Origin of the sequence: Paenibacillus glycanilyticus, from assembly GCF_030161375.1 — a bacterium.
GTDB classification, from domain to species: domain Bacteria; phylum Bacillota; class Bacilli; order Paenibacillales; family Paenibacillaceae; genus Pristimantibacillus; species Pristimantibacillus glycanilyticus_B.
In genome coordinates this window covers 163,262-182,459 of record NZ_BSSQ01000006.1, presented here as the reverse complement: position 1 = coordinate 182,459, position 19,198 = coordinate 163,262, and the positions used below count along the sequence as shown (strand labels likewise).

The following is a 19,198-nucleotide window of genomic DNA, read 5'->3' as shown; positions in this document are numbered from 1 at the left end:
GAACGTTCATCTGTAACTCCCCCCTTCTCGCCTATTACTTCTATCATAACGGACAATCGGGGTGCTTATGCAGCTCAAATATTAACAATTTGCAACGGTTTCAATTGCTAAGCCTACCGGAACGCGCGAAGGAACTCCACGGCCTTGCGGATATCTTCCTCCGGACGTTGGCCCACTTCCCGCTCGATGGTCAGATAACCGTTAAACCCGATGTCCTGAAGCGCCTTCAGGTAGCGGTCAAACGGAACGCTGCCTTCGCCAAGCGGTACTTCGCGGAACAACGCGCCGTCCGTCGCCATATCGGCGATGATGTCATGGCTCATCCCCTCAAAGCCCAGGTAACCGTACACGACGCGCGGATCAATCTCCGCTGCCAGCTTTAATCCATCCTTGGCATGCGTATGTACGATATAATCCTTAAGCAGATACACGCCTTGAACCGGATCATCTCCCGTTACCATAACCATGTTCGCCGGGTCGAAGTTAACGGACACCCCGTTGGTCGACAAAGAATCCAGGAAAGACTTGAGGCGCGCAGCCGGCTCCGGCCCCGTCTCAATGGCGAAATAAGCGCCCATGTTGCTCGCATAGTTGCTTAATTCTTCGCAAGAAGATTGCATCGCGGCGTAAATCGACGATTCCGTATCTTCCGGCACGATCCCGATATGGGTCGTTACGATCTTGGTGCCAAGATCAAGCGCCAGGTCCAGAATTCGCTTCGACTTCTCGATCTTGGCCGGGTTAGCCGCACTATCCTGGAAGCCGTGTCCGCCAAGATCGCCGCATAACGCGGAGATTGTAAGTCCTAGCGATTCAATCCGGTCCTTCAGTTCGCGACGTCCCGCCGCCGTCAGATTCGCCGGATCGGTCTCGCCTTTTACCGCGTAGATTTGTACGCCTTCCGCTCCAACCTCGACCGCCTTGTTCAAGCCTTCATGCAGGCCAAGTCCAAAGCTCTCCACAATAACGCCAATCGGATTATTTACCTTTGTTCTCACCAAATCCGTCATCGATTATACGCCCTCCCGAGCTGCAGCGGCTGCAGATGCCGATGCGTCCTTGTTTAAAGTTACTTCCTTGCCAAGAGCTGCCGATTCGTAAATCGCCTGAAGCATCCGCATCAGCTCTACGCCGTCTTCCACCGGACTGATCGGCTCAGCTTTACCGTAGCAGCAATCGACGAAATGCGCAATTTCAAGATCGAAGCTGTCCTGGAACTGGAACGCCAGATGATCCAGCTGCGGCTCGACGTTAATGATTTTATTGAACTGCTCCGTTACGATCACGAGCTTCGGATCAAGCTCGGCGCCGCCTTTGGTTCCGTAGATCTTGCTGCTCATTTCGTTTTGCGCGGCATGCAGCGTATAGCTGATATCCACATACAGCGAAGCGCCGTTCTCGAACCGGATAAGCGCATTGGCCATATCCTCCACATCATTCAGGGAAGCATCGTAATCCGCCGCTCTATAAAAGCTCAGACCTTCAATATGCGAACGGTTGCCAAGCTTCTTGTACGTATTGCCGCTTACCGAAACCGGCTTTGGCTTGCCCATCAGGTACCAGCACAGGTCAATCATATGTACGCCAATATCGATCAGCGGGCCGCCGCCGGAGCGTTCGGCATCAGCGAACCAGCCGCCCGGATTGCCGAGGCGCCGGATTGCGGAAGCTTTCGCATAATAAATATCGCCGAGCAGTCCGTTATCCGCGTATTGCTTCACCAATTGCGCCTGATCGGCATACCGGCGGACGAAGCCGACAAGCAGCTTCTTGCCGGAACGCTTCACCGCTTCTTGTACCGCAAGCGCCTGCTCCACCGTTTTTGCAAGCGGCTTCTCGCATAACACGTGTTTGCCCGCGTACAGAGCCGCAACCGCAATTTCGGCATGGCTGTTATTCCATGTACAAATGCTGACCGCGTCGATCTCCGGGTTGGCCAGCAGATTAATATAGTTATCATAAACATGAGGGATGCCGTATGCTTCGGCTTTTTCCTTCGCGCGCGTTTTGTTCAGATCGGCAATCGCCGTAAGCTCCACCTCAGGATGAACCGAATAACCATGCAAATGCGAGCCCGATATCGATCCTGCGCCAATCACTCCAACCTTTAACTTCGCCATTGCCTGCATCTCCTCCATGTTTCCTATAATCAGTTGCAACCTGCCATACGTTCAATTTATCATGAGAGTAAAAAGAGAGGAATGAACAGCATGGCCCAATTCATGGATTATATGATCAGTCCCAAACCGCTTCGAATTGTCGATTTAAGGCTGGATCCGGCCAAGCTGTCCGTTCGTTCCCTCGTCATCCGAACGGCAGGGCATTTGCCAGGAAGAACGCTTTTTCGACAGGGAGCCGTATTCACCTATTGGGCCATCGTGTATATTGCGGGAGGTTCAGGGTCCTATAGGGTCAACCATGGAGAAGCGCAGCCGGTCGCGGCAGGCAGCTTGTTCCTGTTCCAGCCCGGCGACCGTTACGATTATGGTCCTGATCCCGGCGGCTATTGGGACGAGTATTATTTCACGATTGAAGGAACCAGGTCGCAGGAATGGTTCGAACATTGGCCGATTCAGCCAAATACGGTTATGCATCCCGGCGAGGACGTATCTTCGCAGAACAGGATTGACCGGATTTTCGCGCTGATGGACAGCGGTACGCCGGCCAATGCGGACCGGGCATCCCTGGTGCTGGAATCGCTCCTCTATGAATGGGTGCAGCTATGCCAGGCTTCCCCCGCTGCTCAAGGCAAAACAACCCGTCTTGCCATGCTGCTCGAAGCTTTGTCCGGCACCCTCTACGAACCGTTTGATGCGGCGGCATTTGCCGAACGCCATCATTGGGCGTTATCGACGCTCCGGCGCACGGTCAGCGAATATACCGGCTTTGCGCTGCATGAATACGTCCACCGGCTCAAAATGGCGGAAGCCAAAAACCGCCTGCTCAATACCGAGCAGACGGTCAAGGAAATCGCGGCGGCGCTTGGCTACGGCGATGTGTTTTATTTTTCTAGGCTGTTCAAGAAAATTACCGGCGAAGCGCCTCAGCTATTCCGCAAAAACATGCGGTCGTCATGAGACAACCTCTAGCGAAGCTTTGTATTACACGCCTACCGGATAACGTCTTCCCGTAGCCGCAATCTGCTGCAGATGCTTGAAGTTCGGATGAACGACCAGGTCGTCGAGGTATGCCGATTGCGTGCTGAACGGCTCGCGCATTTTGTTCAACGCGTTAATGATCTCCTCACTCGTCTCAATGCCGATGCCATGGCCGAAGAACAGATCCTCGGATAACTTCACGACATTCTCCCCTTGCCATTCCGGCGTGTCCCGGTCGTGGTCCGGATTGCGGAAGTACATGACATCGCCCGGGTACGATTCGTTCTTGTTTTGTGTCGTAATGAACCACAGGTCGCTGTCATGATTCCAGTCGCGCAAATACAGCGGATTAAACAGAGAGTTGAACATCTGCGCGCCAATCGTGTCGAGAACCGCTTTGTATAAGACGATTACTATCGCCGTTGCGCACTCGAACCCGTATAACTCGCCATTCTGAAAAATATCGTTAATCGCATCCGACGGCTGAACGCCCGGATTCATCTGGAATCCGCCGTTATCCGTTCGCGTCCAAAATTGCGGATTGCATCTGGAATTGCGGAATACCGCAAAGTCCGCCCGGCTGTTCTGCAGCATTTTCGCCGCGTTGACCGTGCGATCTCTCAGACGAAGCTCGAACCGGAGCGCGTTCATTGAGTCGTATTGGTAGACGACCGGACTACTTTGCTTGCCTTGCAGCACTTCCCGCTCCACCGGCGTTAACGCAGACGGGTCAATCTGCCCTGCGTCGCTACCCGAAATCTGAAGCATTTCCCTACCCCTCCCATGATCATGCCATGGGTTATTGTACGTGTAAGGGGCAGGTTTGGTGCTCTTCCACCGGGCAGCGCTTTATGCCGTATGGGCTAGCGACAGGGCTAGTGGCTGAAGAATCCGATCTGGATAAAGAATAGCACCGCAAACACGTAGAAAATCGGATGAACATCTTTGGCTTTGCCGCGAATGACCTTCAGAATCGGATACACGATGAAGCCAATGCCAATGCCCGTCGCAATGCTGTACGTCAGCGGCATTAGAACAACGATCAGGAACGCCGGGAACGCTTCTTCAATGTCGCTCCATTCGATCTTGCGAAGCACGTTCATCATCAGGAAACCGACGATAATAAGCGCCGGAGCCGTAATCGCCGGAATACCCGCAAGAACGGCAACCGTTGGCGAGAAGAACAACGTCAGAGCAAGCAGCGCGCATACCGTAATCGCCGTTAGGCCCGTTCTGCCGCCAATCGCAACGCCGGAGCTCGATTCGATATAAGCGGATGTCGGGCTAGTGCCAAACAAGGCGCCGGTTGTTGTGCCAATCGCGTCCGCAAGCAAAGCGCCGCGGGAACGCGGGAATTTGTTGTCCTTCAGCAAGCCCGCTTGCTCGGCAACGCCAAGCATGGTGCCGGTTGTATCGAACAAGGTAATCAGCAGGAAAGTGAAGATGACGGCATACAAGCCATTATGGAACACGCCGCCAATATCGAGCTGGAATGCTGTCGCGTTAAGGCCGGAAGGCAGCGCAGCCCAAGACTCGGGCATATGCATCTGGCCGGTAATAACCGCGATAATCGCGGTGATGATCATGCCGATGAACAGGAAACCTTTTACCCGGTAAGCCATCAGAATGAGTGAAATAACAAGACCAACAACCGTAAGCAACGTCATCGGCTGCGACAGATCGCCCATCGTAATGAGCGTAGCCGGCGAAGCCACGACGATTTTTGCGTTTTGCAGACCGATAAACGTAATAAATAAGCCAATCCCCGCCGTAATCGCATGCTTCAGGCTGGATGGAATCGCATCAAGCAGCATGTAGCGGAATGAGGTAAGCGACAGAAGAATGAAGATAACCCCCGCGACAAAAACTGCGCCAAGCGCGGTTTGCCACGATACGCCTTCTCCTCCGACGACAGAAAACGCGAAATACGCGTTAAGCCCCATACCCGGTGCCAGCGCAATCGGATAGTTCGAGAAAAGCCCCATAATAAGCGTTGCTACGATACTTGCGAGTACGGTCGCGATAAAGACGCCGTGGAAGTCCATTCCCGCTTCGCTTAGTACGCCCGGATTTACGATAACGATATAGACCATCGTCAAAAAAGTCGTAATCCCCGCAAGAATTTCGGTTGTGAACGTCGTACCCCGCTCTTTCAGTTTAAACAGGCGATCCATTGCTTGTTCCCTCCATATGGTTGTCGATAAAGTCCGGAAGCGTGCTTTTACCTATTGTCTCCTTGATTGCAGAGGATTAATAAATTTGGAAAACAAAAAAATCCTACGCCGCGAATAAGGGGAAGACGGTACACGAATCCCTTATTCGTAGTTAGGATTTTTGGCTCCTTGTAGAGACCCTCACGCCATATAGATGAGGATATACGAATGTGTTTAGGTTTAAAGTTGTTTGAAATTAACCTTCATAAGGTTACTGGACAAACCTAACCACTGTCAATCCCTTTTTTACGAAAAATATGATCTATTCACGAACTATTTAATAATGGAAATAATTAATGTTCGTTTTCTGCTCGGTTTGTCGGACACTGGCGCCGATTGATGAATATTGCCCGAATGTCCCGGCAATTGCGAATTCGATCGGATGAACACTTCTTTTAGCGATATACCACTACCTTTGTCAGGCGGGCAGGGAGAAGAGTTTGGGGGGCGAATAAGTCTCGTAATAGACAAATGAATGAGGTGATGAAATGACGTTGCTTAAGACAAAAGAGGCGGCCCAGCAGCTGGTCGTCAGCGAAACAACCGTCAGGCGTTGGGTATCCACCTTCCAGGCATCCTTCCGGAAGGATATGTTCGGGCATTATATTTTTGACGCGCCGGCTATGGACAAGCTCCGGAGGATCAAAAGCCAGCTTGATTCCGGGACCGCTTTGTACGACATCAAAATTCCGACGCTCGCGGATGAAGATGCATTGGCTGCTCTTGCCGCAGAAGTGATGAATAACGGAGCTGCGGCTGCATCCGAGAATTCGGGCAAGCTAGTCGTCGATGAAGCCGGAAATGTTCATGCGGCCGAGCAAGGCGCAATAAGCGCGGGAACTTCCGGTCTTGGCCGGGGCGGCGGCGCGGGTGCTCTTGTGGTGGATAGTTCGGGCAAGGTGCATGCCGCTGGCGGCAGCCCCGTTGCTAGAGAAGCTTCGAAAGGGAACCATGCGGGAGCTTTGATTGTGGATAGCGCCGGGAATGTCTATACCGCCGGCGGAGGTATGTTAAGCGGCGAAGCCGGGGCTTCCGAAGCGTCGGCGGAGATTACGGCCGGCATGCAGCATGCGGCGGCGACCGCCCAAGTAGCCGGCAACGATCGGCTCGCTCCTTCTCCAGCTAACCCAGTCTCCCAACCGCAACAAACTTCGCAAACGTCCGTCCCTTCCGCCGCCCCGACACACCATTCATCATCTCTATTCGACGAAACGGATCACGAGACCGACCCGATGCTCGAACGTCTTGATGCCATTGAAGCCGCCTTGTCCCAAAAAGCCGACGAAGTCGTAACCGTCCAACTGCTTCATCATCGCAAAGAGCTGGAAGAGCTCCGCAAATCGTTGACCGAACTCGCCGCTACCATCGAAGCATTGCGAACTCCACAGCAGGAATTGGCTGCCTTCAGCGAAAGTGCCTCTCCGGACAAACGCAAAAAACGCGGCCTGAGGTCGTTCTTTTTCTTCTGATACCGCCTGCCACTGAGCAGGTGGAAAAATAGGAAGGACCTAGTCCAGCTTCACCCGCACCGGGTGAAGCTGGACTAGGTCCTTTTTGGGTTTTAATGCTTTGGCCTTGTGGAGGCGGGTTTGAGCCTTACAGCCCTCAAAACGGCAGCATCCAACCGTTATAAGGCTGATTTCAGCCTTACGACGAACCAAACTACTACCTGTTAGCCTCGTTTGGCGCTTACAAGCTCAACTTTTCACACATTGCTGCCACTGTTAACCGCCTTAGATGCTTACAGCTAGCCGTTTCCACTTGATCTAGCCTTATCTACTACCTGTTAACCTCGTTTGGCGCTTACAAGCTCAACTTTTCGCACATTGCTGCCACTGTTAACCGCCTTCGATGTTTACAGCTATCCGATGCCACTTGATCTAACCTAATCTACTGCCTGTTAACCTCGTTTGGCGCTTACAGTTCAACTTTTCGCACATAGCCGCTACTGTTAACCGCCTTTGATGCTTACAGCTATCCGTTTCTACTTGATCTAGCCTAATCTACTGCCTGTTAACCTCGTTTGGCGCTTACAGATCAACTTTTCGCACATAGCTGCCACCGTTAACCGCCTTAGATGCTTACAACTATCCGATGCCACTTGTTCTAGCCTAATCTACTACCTGTTAACCTCTTTCGGCGCTTACAAGCTCAACTTTCGCACATATCCGCTACTGTTAGCCGCCTTTGATGCTTACAGCTATCCGATTCCACTTGGTCTAGCCTAATCTATACTGCCTGTTAGCCTCGTTTGGCGCTTACAGATCAACTTTTCGCACATAGCTGCCACCGTTAACCGCCTTAGATGCTTCCAACTATCAGATTCCACTTGGTCTAGCCTAATCTACTACCTGTTAGCCTCTTTTGGCGCTTACAGATCAACTTTCGCACATTGCTGCCACTGTTAACCGCCTTAGATGCTTACAGCTAGCCGATTCCAATTGATCTAGCCTAATCTACTGCCTGTTAGCCTCGTTTGGTGCTTACAAGCTCAACTTTCGCACATATCCGCTACTGTTAACCGCCTTAGATACTTACAGCTAGCCGATTCCACTTGATCTAACCTAATCTACTGCCTGTTAGCCTCTTTTGGCGCTTACAAGCTCAACTTTTCGCACATTGCTGCTACTGTTAACCGCCTTTGATGCTTACAACTATCCGTTTCCACTTGGTCTAGCCTAGTCTACTGCCTGTTAGCCTCGTTTGGCGCTTACAAGCTCAACTTTCGCACATAACTGCCACTGTTAACCGCCTTAGATGTTTACAGCTATCCGATTCCTCCTGATCTAGCCTAATCTACTGCCTGTTAGCCTCGTTTGGCGCTTACAGCTCAACTTTTCGCACATATCCACTACTGTTAACCGACTTTGATGCTTACATCTCGTTTAGTACTTCTGTTTAAGCGTAGCGCCACTTAGCTTGATTTGAGGGGGAGGGAGAGCACCCGGATCACCTAGTCCCGCCGATCGACAGCCTATCCGTGTAGTCCATTGCCGCTTGGGCGATCTGAGACAGGTCCTTCCCTTGCGCCAGCAGCTGCTCATTATTGAACAAATAATAGGCAGGATATTCTCTGCTATTGGATTCTAGCTGCTGAGCAGCTTGTTTCCCTTCTACCGTCCGCACATCGTAAACGACCGGCGTGAACCGGCCTGCCATCGCCGCCATCATATCATTGACGGTACGCGTCTCTTCCCGCACCTTGTCCTGCACCAGCACAACTAAACGCAGCTCCCCTTCTCCCGCCGTCAGAAACGGCGAATAATCCGGTGTCCGCCCAGCCCCCTGCTCCTGCTCCTGCTCCTGCTCCTGTTTCTGTTTCTGTTCCCGCTCCTGCTTCTGCTCCTGCACCTGCTCCCGCTTCTGCGCCTGCTCCTGACGCTGGCCGCAGCCAGTCAGAACGAGGACAATGATGCACATAACCATAGCAACTCGATAGAACAATCGATTCACTTCCTTGCGCCTGATCTAACAAACAAAACGGCGGCCCGCAAGACGGGCACTTAGGCGATATGCCCAAAATGTGCCTGCCTCGCGGACCGCCGTCCGGGAAACTGTATTACTCCGCCGTAACCTTCACGTCCTGCGGATGAGGATCGCTAACGAGCTGTGCGGCAAGCGCATTGGACGCTACCTGCTCCGGATCCTTGCAGCCCGGAATAACGGCCGTCACCGCCGGATGACGCAAGCACCAGGCCAGCGCCCAGCTGGCCATGTCGACGCCTTGCGGCACTTCCTCGCGGGCAATGCGCTCGACTTCCTTCAGCTTCTCCAGCGTGCTCTCCGCATCATGGCGATGGCGCACGTCCGTGCTGCTGAACACCGCGCCCGGCTTGTACTTGCCGCTCAGGTATCCGCTCGCCAGCGGTACGCGCGCTAATACGCCAAGGTCTTGCCGCTCGCAGGACGGGAATACCTGCTCCTCCGGCACGCGGTCGAGCCGGTTGTACACGACTTGAATCGCGCGGGAGCCCACTTTCGTCGAAGCTTCCGTCTGATGAATATTCGCATTGCTGCCGATTGAGGTACCGAGATAGCGGATTTTGCCCGCTTGTACCTGCTTGTCCAGCGTTGTCCATAATTCATCGTTATCGAAGACGTTGTCAGGTCCGGAATGGAACTGATACAGATCAATGTAATCCACTTTTAATGCCTTTAAAGACGCATCCAGCTGCGCGATTACACCCGCCGGATCAAAAACATCCGTACGCGTGAACCGCTCATGGAAGTGATGGCCGAACTTCGTTGCAATAATCCAGTCCTCACGATTGCGGCGGCTGATATAGTCGCCAATGAGAGATTCCGAGAGATGATCGCCGTAACATTCCGCGGTATCAATTAGATTGATGCCCAGCTCATGCCCTTTATCGAGAATCGCATCGGCTTCGCCTTGCGTATACTCTCGCCCCCATTCTCCTCCGAACTGCCATGATCCGATGCCAATGACAGATACGTTAAGCTCCGTGCTTCCGAGTCTCCGGTATTTCACAATCGCCACTCCTTCCATTACTCAAACTAAACTGCATCCTCATTTTACCACATAGCATTTATAACTTTCGAGTTGCCCAGACCGCTACACGCCCGAGTAAGCCATAAAGCCGCCGTCAACCGGAACGGTAATGCCCGTCACGAAGCCGGACACGCTGTCATCGGCCAGCCACACGAGGGTGCCAAGCAAATCTTCCGGTTTGCCGAAGCGGCGCATTGGGGTATGCGTCATGATTTTGTTCGAGCGTTCAGTGAGCGAGCCGTCTTCGTTCGTAAGCAGCTTGCGGTTCTGCTCCGTCAGGAAAAAGCCCGGCGCAATCGCGTTCACGCGGATGCCTACGTCCGCCATATGAACGGCCAGCCATTGCGTGAAGTTGTTGATCGCAGCTTTAGCCGCGCTGTAAGCAGGCACCTTCGTCATTGGACTAGGAGCGCTCATCGAAGACATATTGATTACCGTTGCGCCAGGTTTATTGATCATTTGCTGCGCGAACACTTGCGTAGGAATCAGCGTGCCGAGAAGATTCAGATCGAATACGAATCCAAAGCCTTCTTTTTTCAGATCAAAAAAGGACGTTACGTCTGGGTTCTCCAGATCATCCGGGTGGAACGTCTCTTTCGTCGTAATACCGTCCGGATGGTTGCCGCCGGCGCCATTGATCAGAATGTCGCAGCTGCCCAGCTGTTCAAGCACAACTCTGCTTGCTTCCTTCACGCTGTCCGCGTCTACCACGTTGCACGCTACCGCGATGGCCACTCCGCCTTCTTCGCGAATGTCGCGCGCGACGGCCTCTCCCTTCTCCGCTGTACGGTTCAGGATTGCTACCTTCACGCCTTGGCGGCCAAGCTCTCTAGCCATCTCCGCGCAGAGCACGCCGCTTCCTCCGGTAATAACGGCAACTTTGCCGGCTAAATTCTCATGATTCGGTACTTTCACCATGTTAGGCATTCCCCTTTCTGATTCTCTCAAGTCCGTCCCATACGCCCCACAAATACATGATGCCAAGCGCGCGGTCATACAGACCATAACCCGGACGGCATTGTTCATCCCAAATATGACGGCCGTGGTCCGGACGCACATAACCTTCAAAACCGCTCTCGTGGTAAGCGCGCACAACTTCGGCGATATCTACCGTACCGTCGTCCGATTTATGCGAAGTCTCAATGAAATCGCCATTCTCATACACGCGCACGTTACGGATATGGGCAAAAGGAATCCGGTCAGCGAATTCCCGCACCAGCGCCGGAATATCATTGTTCGGGTTCGCGCCAAGCGAACCGCTGCACAGCGTCAGACCGTTCGAAGGGCTGTCAACCAGCTTCAGCAGTCTCGCCAGGTTATCGCGATTGGTCACGATGCGCGGCAAGCCAAATACCGAGTATGGAGGATCATCCGGGTGAATCGCCATTTTGATGCCGTTCTGCTCGGCAACGGGAACAACTTGCTCCAGGAAGTATTGGAGGTTGTTGAACAGGTCTTCTTCCGTAACATCCTTATACGCTTCAAATAGCGGCGCAAGATGCTTCAGGCGCTCCGGCTCCCAGCCTGGCATCGAATAAGCGGAGTTGCCGGCGATGTTGTTCACCAATTCTTCCGCACTCATGCTGAGGACCTTCGCTTTATCGAAGAACAATGCAGTCGAGCCGTCTTCCATCTCTTTGAACAGATCCGTCCGCATCCAGTCGAAGATCGGCATGAAGTTGTAGCAGATGACTTTTACGCCAACCGTCGCAAGCTTCTCGATCGTCCGTTTGTAGTTCTCGATGTATTTGTCGCGCGATGGCAGGCCAAGCTTAATATCTTCATGCACGTTAACGCTTTCAACTACTTCCAAATGGAAGCCGTATTCATCGGCGAGACGTTTGTACTCCATGATTTTGTCCATTGGCCATTCCTCGCCCGCCGGAACGTCATGCAGTGCCCATACGAGGCCCTCTACGCCTGGAATTTGCTTGATTTGCTTCAGACTTACGGAATCATTGCCTTCCCCGTACCAACGAAAAGTCATCTTCATATTGATCGTCCTCTCCCCAATGAAATTAGTGAACAAAATAATCCGGATGCGCCGTCCGAAGTTCCGGCAACTCTTGGTCCAGCTTGCGGATATGCTGAGCCAGCAATACCGCTACCCGCTCTTCGTCTCCGCTTCGGATCGCGTCGTACAGCCGCCGATGCTCTTCTACCACTTGATCCATATGGCCAAATTGATCCATCGCCAAATATCTGGCCCGGTTCAGATGAGCGCGCATGTAATAAATCATCTGCATGAGCGTTTCGTTGCCGGCAATTTCTAGAACAGCGCGGTGAAACGCTTCGTCAAGTCTTAGGAAAAGCGCGACGTCTTTGTCTGCCGCCGCTGCTTGCTGTTGCAGGAGCAACGCTTCCAGCGAAGCGCTTTCAGCCGATCGGTCGCGGTCGCTCCATTTGGCCGCGGCTAGCCGGAATGCGCCAAGCTCCAGCTGCTCCCGGATAAACCGCGCTTCGCTAACCTTACGCGCCGATATTAAGGCGATTCGCGTACCCCGCTGCGGAAGCACCTCGAGCAGCTGTTCGCTGACGAGCAGCCGGATCGCTTCCCGCACCGGCGTGCGGCTCACCTTCATCGAGTCGGCTAACTCATTCTCGTAGATCATTGTCCCCGGCTCTAGCCGGAACGAAACGATGCTCTCGCGAATCGATTCATAAATCTGCTCGCCTAGCGACTTGCGCTGCTTCTGCGGCTCTAGCGGTGGAATGATGGTCATTCAGGTCTCCTCCTTCCGCGCTTGTTTCTTAGTTATACTTTACTTGTATTCTTGTATACAAGTAAAGCCCTAAATTAAAAAAAGGACCAATGGCTACTTCGTCCGGTGCAATGTCCCCCGGCCAAGCTCCATTGGTCCTCTATGTTTTGTGTCAGGTTAGCCGTAATACGTCACATTAACCGTTGAACCAACCGGCATCAATTCTTCGGCGTAATGCCGAATTTTGCTTTTGGCGATATCGGTGAACGGGGAGTGGCTGAACGCAGCCAAGTGGACGGTACCCGTCCGTACGTCATACCGGTTGAAGGAAACAACAACTCCTGCAAACAGGCCATTTAGTACGGCAAAGACGGCCGACTGGTCTAATCTGCCGCGCAGCGCAGTCTTGACGAGGTCTTCATCCGGCGAATCGCGGGGGACCTGATCTGCGGCTGCCTCATTGTAGGGCTTCACCGATACGCAAATGTCCGGTGACATCCATTCGCTGGCATACCGGTGCAGCTTGGCCGCATCCGCCGTGGACAACTCGAGTTGGTCGTCCCATGCATAGATCGTCGCTTTATGATGACCGCTGCTGCGAATGGTGACATACCGAATATGCGGAAAACGCTGCCTGACCGCCTGCTCCCACCAAAGACGAGTTCCCATCGCAATACCACCTTTACCCGAATATTGAGCATCCCACCATAGTTGATAGCGCTTACAATATTGTATGGCTCCCCGTTCAAACTATTCCAAGAAGAGGGGAATGGTTCGGCTAACGTTTCTTGCCCCACTAGAGAAAGGTTCGACATGCGCCTCCCCTTTCCCTTCCGTCATCTTGCTTCCTCAATATGGATTTAACAAGTGATCCCGGTTGTGGATCAAGTCCGAGACGGTTACCATCTCGTACCCTCTCCGCTGCAGCTCCGGCAATATCAGCTTAAGCGCTTCTACCGTCTGCACCGACCGCGGAACGTAGTCGTGGAGCAGAATAATATCTCCGTTTCGGGCATTGTTCAGCACCTTGTTCACAATCTTCTGCACGCCGGGCGCGCGCCAGTCATTCGTATCCTGATGCCAGGACCACAATACGGTGGTATAACCGTATTTCTTGGCGACTGCCAGCATGCGATCGTTATAAAAGCCGCCAGGAGGGCGGAACAATAAGGGCTTTTGGCCAATGACCTTCTCGAGTGCCTGCTCGGTCCGGACGATTTCGTCCTGCACCGTTTCCGTGTTTTTTTGCTGCAAAAAATAATGGTTGAACGTGTGGTTCGCGACCTCATGCCCTTCGGCAACTTCCCTCTTCACCGTCTCCGGGAACCGCTCGACCCGGGTGCCGACCACGAAAAAAGTCGCCTTCGCGTTATATTCCTTCAGCAGATCTAGAATCGGCTCCGTTGTCTCCGGGTAAGGACCGTCATCGAAGGTCAAGGCGATCCGCTTGTTCTCGCCCGGGACTTCCCAGATAATCTCGCCGCGGCTCTCGTAATACGCTCTGTCCTTCGTCTCCTCCGGAGCAGCAAAGCCGCATAACAGCGCCGATACCGTCACGCCCAATACGAATCTTCTCATAGCTGAAGTAACTCCTCCTTGGGATGGCATCACAGGTATTATTCCTCAATTGTGCCGCCGTATCCCTGTCGGAAGAATTACTTCCCTTGCTCCTTCGCGAACCGTGCCACTTCTTCGTCCGTTGGCATGCCGGTTTGCGCGCCAAACTTGGTCACCGAAAGCGCGGAGGCCATCGATGCGTAATCTACCGCTTCCCCTAGCGCCCGGCCCGATGCTAGCGCTACGGAAAGCGCTGCGTTATAGCAGTCCCCCGCGCCCGTAGTATCGATAACCGGCATGCGGTACCCTGCAATTCGCTCGAGCTCTCCAGCCTCGTTCAAATAAGCGGATCCGCTGGCGCCAAGCGTCGTTACGACATGGGAGGCACCAAGCTCCATCATCCGGCGAATAGCCGGTTCAAGGGCATCTCCGTCTGCGTCGACGCCCGTATATTCGCTCAGCTCCGTACGGTTTGGCGTTAAGTAGTCGACCAGCCCAAACAGCTCTTCCGGCAGCTGCTGCGCAGGCGCAGGATTAAGGACAACAAGCTTGCCCAGCGATTTCGCTTTGCGCGCTGCGTACAAAACCGTCTGGGCCGGAATCTCCAGCTGCAGCAGCACGATATCCGCCTCTTTCAGCTTGTCTTCGCAACGGTCAATATCGGCCGGCTCGACAAGACCGTTAGCACCCGGAACAACAACGATGCTGTTATCCCCTTCCGCCACATAAATCGAAGCAATGCCTGACGCGGTTCCGGCAACTCGCTTCACGCCGGCAATATCCACGCCATCCTTCCGAAGGGCGGAGAGAAGCTCGTCCCCAAACGCATCATCCCCAACCGCGCCAATCATCGTTGTATCCGCGCCAAGCCGCGCTCCGGCAACCGCCTGATTCGCGCCTTTGCCGCCCGGAATAAACCGGACGCGTTCGCCGGTAATCGTCTCTCCTACCTGCGGGTAAGCGTTGGTCTCCACGACAATATCCATATTCAAGCTGCCGATGACGACCAGCTTTGGTCTTTTATGCTCCATAAATGAGTCCCTTCCTTCATCCTTAATTGCGGCGAATATACCATAGCATATGGAAATTAGCAATCCAGCCTTGCCGCCCGAACCAACACTTCGGCTTCATCTCATCCGGGCTGTTTCCTCAATTACGAGACTAGTAGTCTCGAATCTAGTAACTTCTTGCTCCGGATGCATATTCTATTAACATAGTAGATTCCATTAACCTGCTTAAATAAACGAAGATTGTCGCTAGAGTGAGTGCCAAACATTCGCTATCTTGCTGGTTGATGACACTGCTTATTCCCCATAGAAAGGTAGTGATTAATCAATGGCATTTTATTACGTGTATTCCACTGGTCCCGTTGAGAACGCATTTGGCATTGCCGAACCCGGCGTTGCGACCAACGTATTTGTGAAAGCCCTGAACAACGGCTGCAAGCGAGCTAGAGTTGTGATCAAGCTGTATCGCCTGAACGGTACCAAAGTACTTGTTGAAACAAGAACATTAAGTTTGGCGGCACGCGCTTCCGGTTTCGTCGATCTGGATGTGTCGACTCTCCTCCAGTACGAAATTCAAATTACTACGTTCAGCAAAAAAGTGCTTGTCTCCGTATGGGGCAAAGACGCTGACGGCGCTCCGCTCGCTTCGCAGCGCTTCACGCAAGCCGAACTGCACAAAACCGTGAAAAAATACTGCAAAAAATAAAGCCCCTGGGGCAAAAGAAGACCCGGCACCTCCGAGCCGGGTCTTCTTCCTTGTCCAAAACGTGGACTAGCATTAAAACAGCAGCCCGGCCAATTCCTCATAGCTTGCTGCCGTATGAGTAGGTGTATGCGTGTCGGTCTCCGGATTCGCAGACCGGTGGTTGAACCAAATGACGGACCAGCCGGCGTCAAGCGCGCCAATGACGTCATTGCGCCAGGAATCGCCGATATATACGCAATTCTCGGGTCTTGTGCCGGTTGCTTCATTCACATGGCGAAATACCCGCGTATCCGGCTTGTCCCAGCCCACCTTGCCCGAGATGAACTGGCGCTCCGGCGGAATCAGATGATCCAGCTCCATCGCCCGGATTTTGCGAAGCTGATGATTCTCCGCGCCATTCGTGAGCAAACCTACGACAATACCGGCTTTCACCAGCCGCTTGATCAGCTCTTTGGCGCCGTCGAACATCGTAATGTTGAACTGGCAGCCGATATAAGCCGCCTGCATGTCCGCGGCCTGCTTCTCCGTCAGCTTCACGCCAAATTCAGCAAGGGCCAGCTCGAAGCGCTTCCGGCGCATCAGCTCCGTGCTCGAGTCGTTCTCCATGACGCCCGCCCCGCCCATCTCCAGCGACAGCTTGTCGCTATAGTACCTCATCCGGTGATACGCCTCATCGTAAGGGAAACCTTCACGCTCTCCGATGACGGCCGCAACGGCTTGCCGGAAAGGGGATAAATGATCGTACAAAGTATCGTCTACGTCAAAAAAGACGCCTTTTCGTTCCATAATCTGTGTCATGCGTAAATGTCTCCGCTCCTCTCTAGCTATGGCTACATTGTATCATCCCCGCAGCAAAAGACCCAGCCGCAAGGGCTGGGTCCGTCTTCATCCTGTTAGGACTCCGGTTCCCTGTGGTCGGGATCCGAATCGGGAGGAGCAACTTCCTTATCCTCTTCCTCTTCCTGTTCTGCTCCGTCATCCTCCGTGGCGTCGGCTTCCGACTCCTCCTCCGCCTTGGCCGAAGCATGCGGAGTAACGCTTACCTTCACCTCGGAAGGCTCCGGACGGGATCTGCCGTACAAATCCATGTAGATCTGCTCGATTTCCTCGCCGGTCAAATCGCCGCGCAGGAGCAGCTCTTCGGCAATCTTGTGCACGAAATCGGCATGATCCCGCACCAGCTTTTTCACCTGCTGCATCTGATCTTTCAATAACTCATTGATCTGCGGACGCAATGACTTCAAGGCGTCCATGCGCGAGCCGGCCGCGAGGAAGCTGTATAGCTCATCCCCCATCCCGACCATGCCGAGATAAGCGCCGGCGCTTTCGGTTGCCTGACGAAGATCGGACGTCACTCCGTTCAGTTTCTTGCCGAGGAATTCTTCCTCTACCGCGCGGGCGGCCAGACAGACCTGGATGTGGGCCAGAATTTCGCTGTCGCTCCGGTTATACCGCTCATGGGTCGGCTTCGTAGCCGCAAGCCCAAGCGATCCGCCGCGCCGGATAATGGTAACCTTCCATACCCGTTCATGCGGCTTGAGCAGGAACTGCGCCACCGCGTGCCCCGCTTCGTGATAAGCCACATTCCGCTTCTCGTCATCCTTCATGGAACGAAGCGGCTGCTTGAGACCCCATTCGTACGTCTCCATCGCGGCGCGGAAGTCCTCATAACCCGCTTCCGTTGCGCCCCGCTGATGCGCAATTACGACCGCTTCATTAACGATGTGCTTAATTTGCGCCGGGCTATACCCGATCGTATCCAGCGCTGCTTTCTCAGGTGTTAGCGTGGCGTCGCATTTCACCTTCTTAAGGTAGTAACCAAACACGTCGATCCGTCCGTCATAATCCGGCGAATCTACCCACAGCTGCCGGTCGAACCGGCCCGGGCGGAGCAAAGCCTGATCGAGGACATCGGGCAGGTTGGTTGCCGCAATGGTCAGCACGGGCGGCCGTTCCGCCTTCTTGCGCAGCATGCCCAGCTGACGAAGAAACTTTTTGAATTTCGAGCTGTCGAGGTTAGGAGGGTCCATTTGAAGGAGCAGCTCGTTAAGCAGCCCCGTGCCGCCGCCCATTCCGAACATCCCCATGCCTCCACCGCCGCCTTGCCTGCTCATGCCGATGGCATCTACTTCATCAATGAAGATAATGCAGGCGCCGTAAATATTGGCCAGCTTCCGGGCCTTCTTGTAGATGCGCATGACCTTCAGGTTGCCGACGCCAAAAAACATGTTCTGAAAGCTTGGAGCCGAAGCATACGCAAACGGCACTTGGGCTTCGTTCGCGATAACCTGGGCTAGATAGGATTTCCCCGTTCCGGGCGGTCCGCACAGCAGGAGACCCCGAATGGCCTCGCCGCCCATCTTTTTGAAATCCTTCACGCCCTTCAGCAAGCTGACGATCCGCTTGGCATTCTCGACGATCTCCGGGTTGCCCCTATAATCGTCCCAAGTGGCGCCCGTCTCTCCCGGCAGTACCCAATACGTTCGACCTCTCGCGAGGAACCAGAATAACGCAACGAATTGAATAATGATGAAGATGACGGCAAACAGCATCTGAAACAAAAAGGATGCTACAACAAGCGCAACATTCCAAGCCGTTGGTCCTCCCGACCACAATAACGTAACAAGGATGATGAGGACTACGAGCCTGAGGAGGAATCTACGCCACTTGATCCACTGATAACTCCTCATGGCTTCACTTCCTTTTAAGGTATGCCTTATTCTATGAAATGGCATACCGCCCCATGACTAACATTCTTAAGAATGCCAGCGGGCAAGAAGACTAACGCCTGTTGTGAGAAGGACGAACACAAGCTTAATAGCCAAGCTCCTTCAGAATGCGGGACAAGGTGCGAAGACGTTCGCCGTTCAGCTCATCGTCATCGCTCAGCGCTTGGCTGAACAGCTTGATGTCCTGATTGATTTTCTCGTTATCCGTACATACTTCGACGGTCATCGCATCCCCTTGCAGACCAATGCGGTCGATGACCGGCTGCTCCGGATCATACAAATTCTCGTACCGGTACGACTCCTCGCGGAAATGCTGCATCGAGCGAGCTACGAGGATCGCCAGATCAAGCACGCGGTGCAGCGGCAGCTCCTCGGATTGGCGCGACCATTTCTCCCCCGTATAACGCCATACCTTCGCCGAGATTTCAACCTTGCCCCGGTCATTCCATTGCGCAAGCCCAAGAGACAACCCCTTCGCGTCGGTATGTTCCGCGTAACGCCCGTCCACTTGCTCGTAATTCTCGGATACGATAACCGGTTTATGCTTTAATGTAGTAGGAATTCTCATCGTTATGCTCCTCCAGATTCATTCATAAATGTATATGATATAAGTTTACTAAATTACTAAATTAGTAATTCAATTATACTGCGATTGTCTTATTAGCGTCAAACAAGC

General features: G+C 53.4%; 18 protein-coding genes and 1 riboswitch. Of the genes, 3 read left to right on the top strand and 15 right to left on the bottom strand.

All coding sequences use genetic code 11. The features are described 5' to 3' along the window. Window positions 1-113: 113 nt before the first annotated feature. Together QQK89_RS08240 and QQK89_RS08235 are read right to left on the bottom strand one after the other, a co-directional pair. A complete protein-coding gene (locus tag QQK89_RS08240; RefSeq protein ID WP_284238049.1) occupies window positions 114-1,010 on the bottom strand; it encodes a sugar phosphate isomerase/epimerase family protein in 897 nt (298 codons plus the stop codon). 3 nt (window positions 1,011-1,013) lie between these two features. Continuing rightward, window positions 1,014-2,120 carry a Gfo/Idh/MocA family protein gene (locus tag QQK89_RS08235; RefSeq protein ID WP_284238048.1) on the bottom strand — a complete coding sequence of 369 codons (1,107 nt, stop codon included), beginning with the start codon at window positions 2,118-2,120 and terminating at the stop codon, window positions 1,014-1,016. A 90-nt stretch (window positions 2,121-2,210) separates the two neighbouring features. On the opposite strand from QQK89_RS08235, the gene QQK89_RS08230 reads away from it, so the two are divergent. Further along, window positions 2,211-3,077: a helix-turn-helix domain-containing protein gene (locus QQK89_RS08230; RefSeq protein ID WP_284238047.1), complete on the top strand. Its 867-nt coding sequence runs from the start codon at window positions 2,211-2,213 to the stop codon at window positions 3,075-3,077. 24 nt (window positions 3,078-3,101) lie between these two features. On the opposite strand, the gene QQK89_RS08225 is transcribed toward QQK89_RS08230, so the two are convergent. Together QQK89_RS08225 and QQK89_RS08220 are read right to left on the bottom strand one after the other, a co-directional pair. Next, window positions 3,102-3,866 (bottom strand): protein-glutamine gamma-glutamyltransferase, encoded by a 765-nt coding sequence (locus QQK89_RS08225; RefSeq protein WP_284238046.1) that lies wholly within the window; start codon window positions 3,864-3,866, stop codon window positions 3,102-3,104. A 107-nt stretch (window positions 3,867-3,973) separates the two neighbouring features. After that, on the bottom strand, window positions 3,974-5,272 hold the full coding sequence (locus tag QQK89_RS08220; protein ID WP_284238045.1) for an NCS2 family permease: 1,299 nt from the start codon (window positions 5,270-5,272) through the stop codon (window positions 3,974-3,976). A 128-nt stretch (window positions 5,273-5,400) separates the two neighbouring features. Beyond that, window positions 5,401-5,499, bottom strand: a riboswitch (purine riboswitch). Between the two features lie 300 nt (window positions 5,500-5,799). Here QQK89_RS08220 and QQK89_RS08215 point away from each other — a divergent pair. Further along, window positions 5,800-6,780 carry a MerR family transcriptional regulator gene (locus QQK89_RS08215; RefSeq protein WP_284238044.1) on the top strand — a complete coding sequence of 327 codons (981 nt, stop codon included), beginning with the start codon at window positions 5,800-5,802 and terminating at the stop codon, window positions 6,778-6,780. Between the two features lie 1,480 nt (window positions 6,781-8,260). Here the strand turns inward: QQK89_RS08215 and QQK89_RS08210 are convergent. From QQK89_RS08210 to rbsK, 8 genes are all read right to left on the bottom strand, one after another. Beyond that, a complete protein-coding gene (locus QQK89_RS08210; protein WP_284238043.1) occupies window positions 8,261-8,755 on the bottom strand; it encodes a hypothetical protein in 495 nt (164 codons plus the stop codon). A gap of 115 nt (window positions 8,756-8,870) precedes the next feature. Next, a complete protein-coding gene (locus QQK89_RS08205; protein ID WP_284238042.1) occupies window positions 8,871-9,800 on the bottom strand; it encodes an aldo/keto reductase in 930 nt (309 codons plus the stop codon). Between the two features lie 84 nt (window positions 9,801-9,884). After that, complete coding sequence (locus QQK89_RS08200; protein ID WP_284238040.1) at window positions 9,885-10,739, bottom strand: SDR family oxidoreductase; 855 nt, start codon at window positions 10,737-10,739, stop codon at window positions 9,885-9,887. Between the two features lies 1 nt (window position 10,740). After that, window positions 10,741-11,814, bottom strand: coding sequence for a mannonate dehydratase (gene uxuA / locus QQK89_RS08195; protein WP_284238039.1), 1,074 nt, complete (start codon window positions 11,812-11,814; stop codon window positions 10,741-10,743). 25 nt (window positions 11,815-11,839) lie between these two features. After that, entirely contained in the window at window positions 11,840-12,544 is a 705-nt protein-coding gene (locus QQK89_RS08190) for a GntR family transcriptional regulator (protein ID WP_284238037.1), read from the bottom strand. Window positions 12,545-12,700: 156 nt separating this feature from the next. Beyond that, entirely contained in the window at window positions 12,701-13,192 is a 492-nt protein-coding gene (locus QQK89_RS08185; RefSeq protein WP_284238036.1) for a hypothetical protein, read from the bottom strand. A 180-nt stretch (window positions 13,193-13,372) separates the two neighbouring features. Continuing rightward, the gene (locus QQK89_RS08180) at window positions 13,373-14,101 is read right to left on the bottom strand and encodes a polysaccharide deacetylase family protein (RefSeq protein ID WP_284238035.1); all 729 of its coding nucleotides are present in this window, start codon (window positions 14,099-14,101) and stop codon (window positions 13,373-13,375) included. A 77-nt stretch (window positions 14,102-14,178) separates the two neighbouring features. Beyond that, window positions 14,179-15,111, bottom strand: coding sequence for a ribokinase (gene rbsK / locus QQK89_RS08175; RefSeq protein ID WP_284238034.1), 933 nt, complete (start codon window positions 15,109-15,111; stop codon window positions 14,179-14,181). Window positions 15,112-15,415: 304 nt separating this feature from the next. Here rbsK and QQK89_RS08170 point away from each other — a divergent pair, with 304 nt between their 5' ends. After that, window positions 15,416-15,793, top strand: a complete 378-nt coding sequence (locus tag QQK89_RS08170) for a hypothetical protein (RefSeq protein ID WP_284238033.1) — start codon at window positions 15,416-15,418, stop codon at window positions 15,791-15,793. Window positions 15,794-15,865: 72 nt separating this feature from the next. On the opposite strand, the gene QQK89_RS08165 is transcribed toward QQK89_RS08170, so the two are convergent. From QQK89_RS08165 to QQK89_RS08155, 3 genes are all read right to left on the bottom strand, one after another. Further along, the gene (locus QQK89_RS08165) at window positions 15,866-16,591 is read right to left on the bottom strand and encodes an HAD family hydrolase (RefSeq protein WP_284238032.1); all 726 of its coding nucleotides are present in this window, start codon (window positions 16,589-16,591) and stop codon (window positions 15,866-15,868) included. 95 nt (window positions 16,592-16,686) lie between these two features. Next, entirely contained in the window at window positions 16,687-18,483 is a 1,797-nt protein-coding gene (locus tag QQK89_RS08160) for an AAA family ATPase (RefSeq protein WP_284238031.1), read from the bottom strand. A 124-nt stretch (window positions 18,484-18,607) separates the two neighbouring features. Beyond that, window positions 18,608-19,090, bottom strand: coding sequence for a DUF6530 family protein (locus QQK89_RS08155; RefSeq protein ID WP_284238030.1), 483 nt, complete (start codon window positions 19,088-19,090; stop codon window positions 18,608-18,610). Window positions 19,091-19,198 lie beyond the last annotated feature (108 nt).

Excerpts from the sequence above, each read along its gene's own strand:
- QQK89_RS08240 (WP_284238049.1), bottom strand. The coding sequence starts at position 1,010 with ATGACGGATTTGGTGAGAACAAAGGTAAATAATCCGATTGGCGTTATT.
- QQK89_RS08235 (WP_284238048.1), bottom strand. The coding sequence starts at position 2,120 with ATGGCGAAGTTAAAGGTTGGAGTGATTGGCGCAGGATCGATATCGGGC.
- QQK89_RS08230 (WP_284238047.1), top strand. The coding sequence starts at position 2,211 with ATGGCCCAATTCATGGATTATATGATCAGTCCCAAACCGCTTCGAATT.
- QQK89_RS08225 (WP_284238046.1), bottom strand. The coding sequence starts at position 3,866 with ATGCTTCAGATTTCGGGTAGCGACGCAGGGCAGATTGACCCGTCTGCG.
- QQK89_RS08220 (WP_284238045.1), bottom strand. The coding sequence starts at position 5,272 with ATGGATCGCCTGTTTAAACTGAAAGAGCGGGGTACGACGTTCACAACC.
- QQK89_RS08215 (WP_284238044.1), top strand. The coding sequence starts at position 5,800 with ATGACGTTGCTTAAGACAAAAGAGGCGGCCCAGCAGCTGGTCGTCAGC.
- QQK89_RS08200 (WP_284238040.1), bottom strand. The coding sequence starts at position 10,739 with ATGGTGAAAGTACCGAATCATGAGAATTTAGCCGGCAAAGTTGCCGTT.
- uxuA (WP_284238039.1), bottom strand. The coding sequence starts at position 11,814 with ATGAAGATGACTTTTCGTTGGTACGGGGAAGGCAATGATTCCGTAAGT.
- QQK89_RS08190 (WP_284238037.1), bottom strand. The coding sequence starts at position 12,544 with ATGACCATCATTCCACCGCTAGAGCCGCAGAAGCAGCGCAAGTCGCTA.
- QQK89_RS08185 (WP_284238036.1), bottom strand. The coding sequence starts at position 13,192 with ATGGGAACTCGTCTTTGGTGGGAGCAGGCGGTCAGGCAGCGTTTTCCG.
- QQK89_RS08180 (WP_284238035.1), bottom strand. The coding sequence starts at position 14,101 with ATGAGAAGATTCGTATTGGGCGTGACGGTATCGGCGCTGTTATGCGGC.
- rbsK (WP_284238034.1), bottom strand. The coding sequence starts at position 15,111 with ATGGAGCATAAAAGACCAAAGCTGGTCGTCATCGGCAGCTTGAATATG.
- QQK89_RS08170 (WP_284238033.1), top strand. The coding sequence starts at position 15,416 with ATGGCATTTTATTACGTGTATTCCACTGGTCCCGTTGAGAACGCATTT.
- QQK89_RS08165 (WP_284238032.1), bottom strand. The coding sequence starts at position 16,591 with ATGACACAGATTATGGAACGAAAAGGCGTCTTTTTTGACGTAGACGAT.
- QQK89_RS08160 (WP_284238031.1), bottom strand. The coding sequence starts at position 18,483 with ATGAGGAGTTATCAGTGGATCAAGTGGCGTAGATTCCTCCTCAGGCTC.
- QQK89_RS08155 (WP_284238030.1), bottom strand. The coding sequence starts at position 19,090 with ATGAGAATTCCTACTACATTAAAGCATAAACCGGTTATCGTATCCGAG.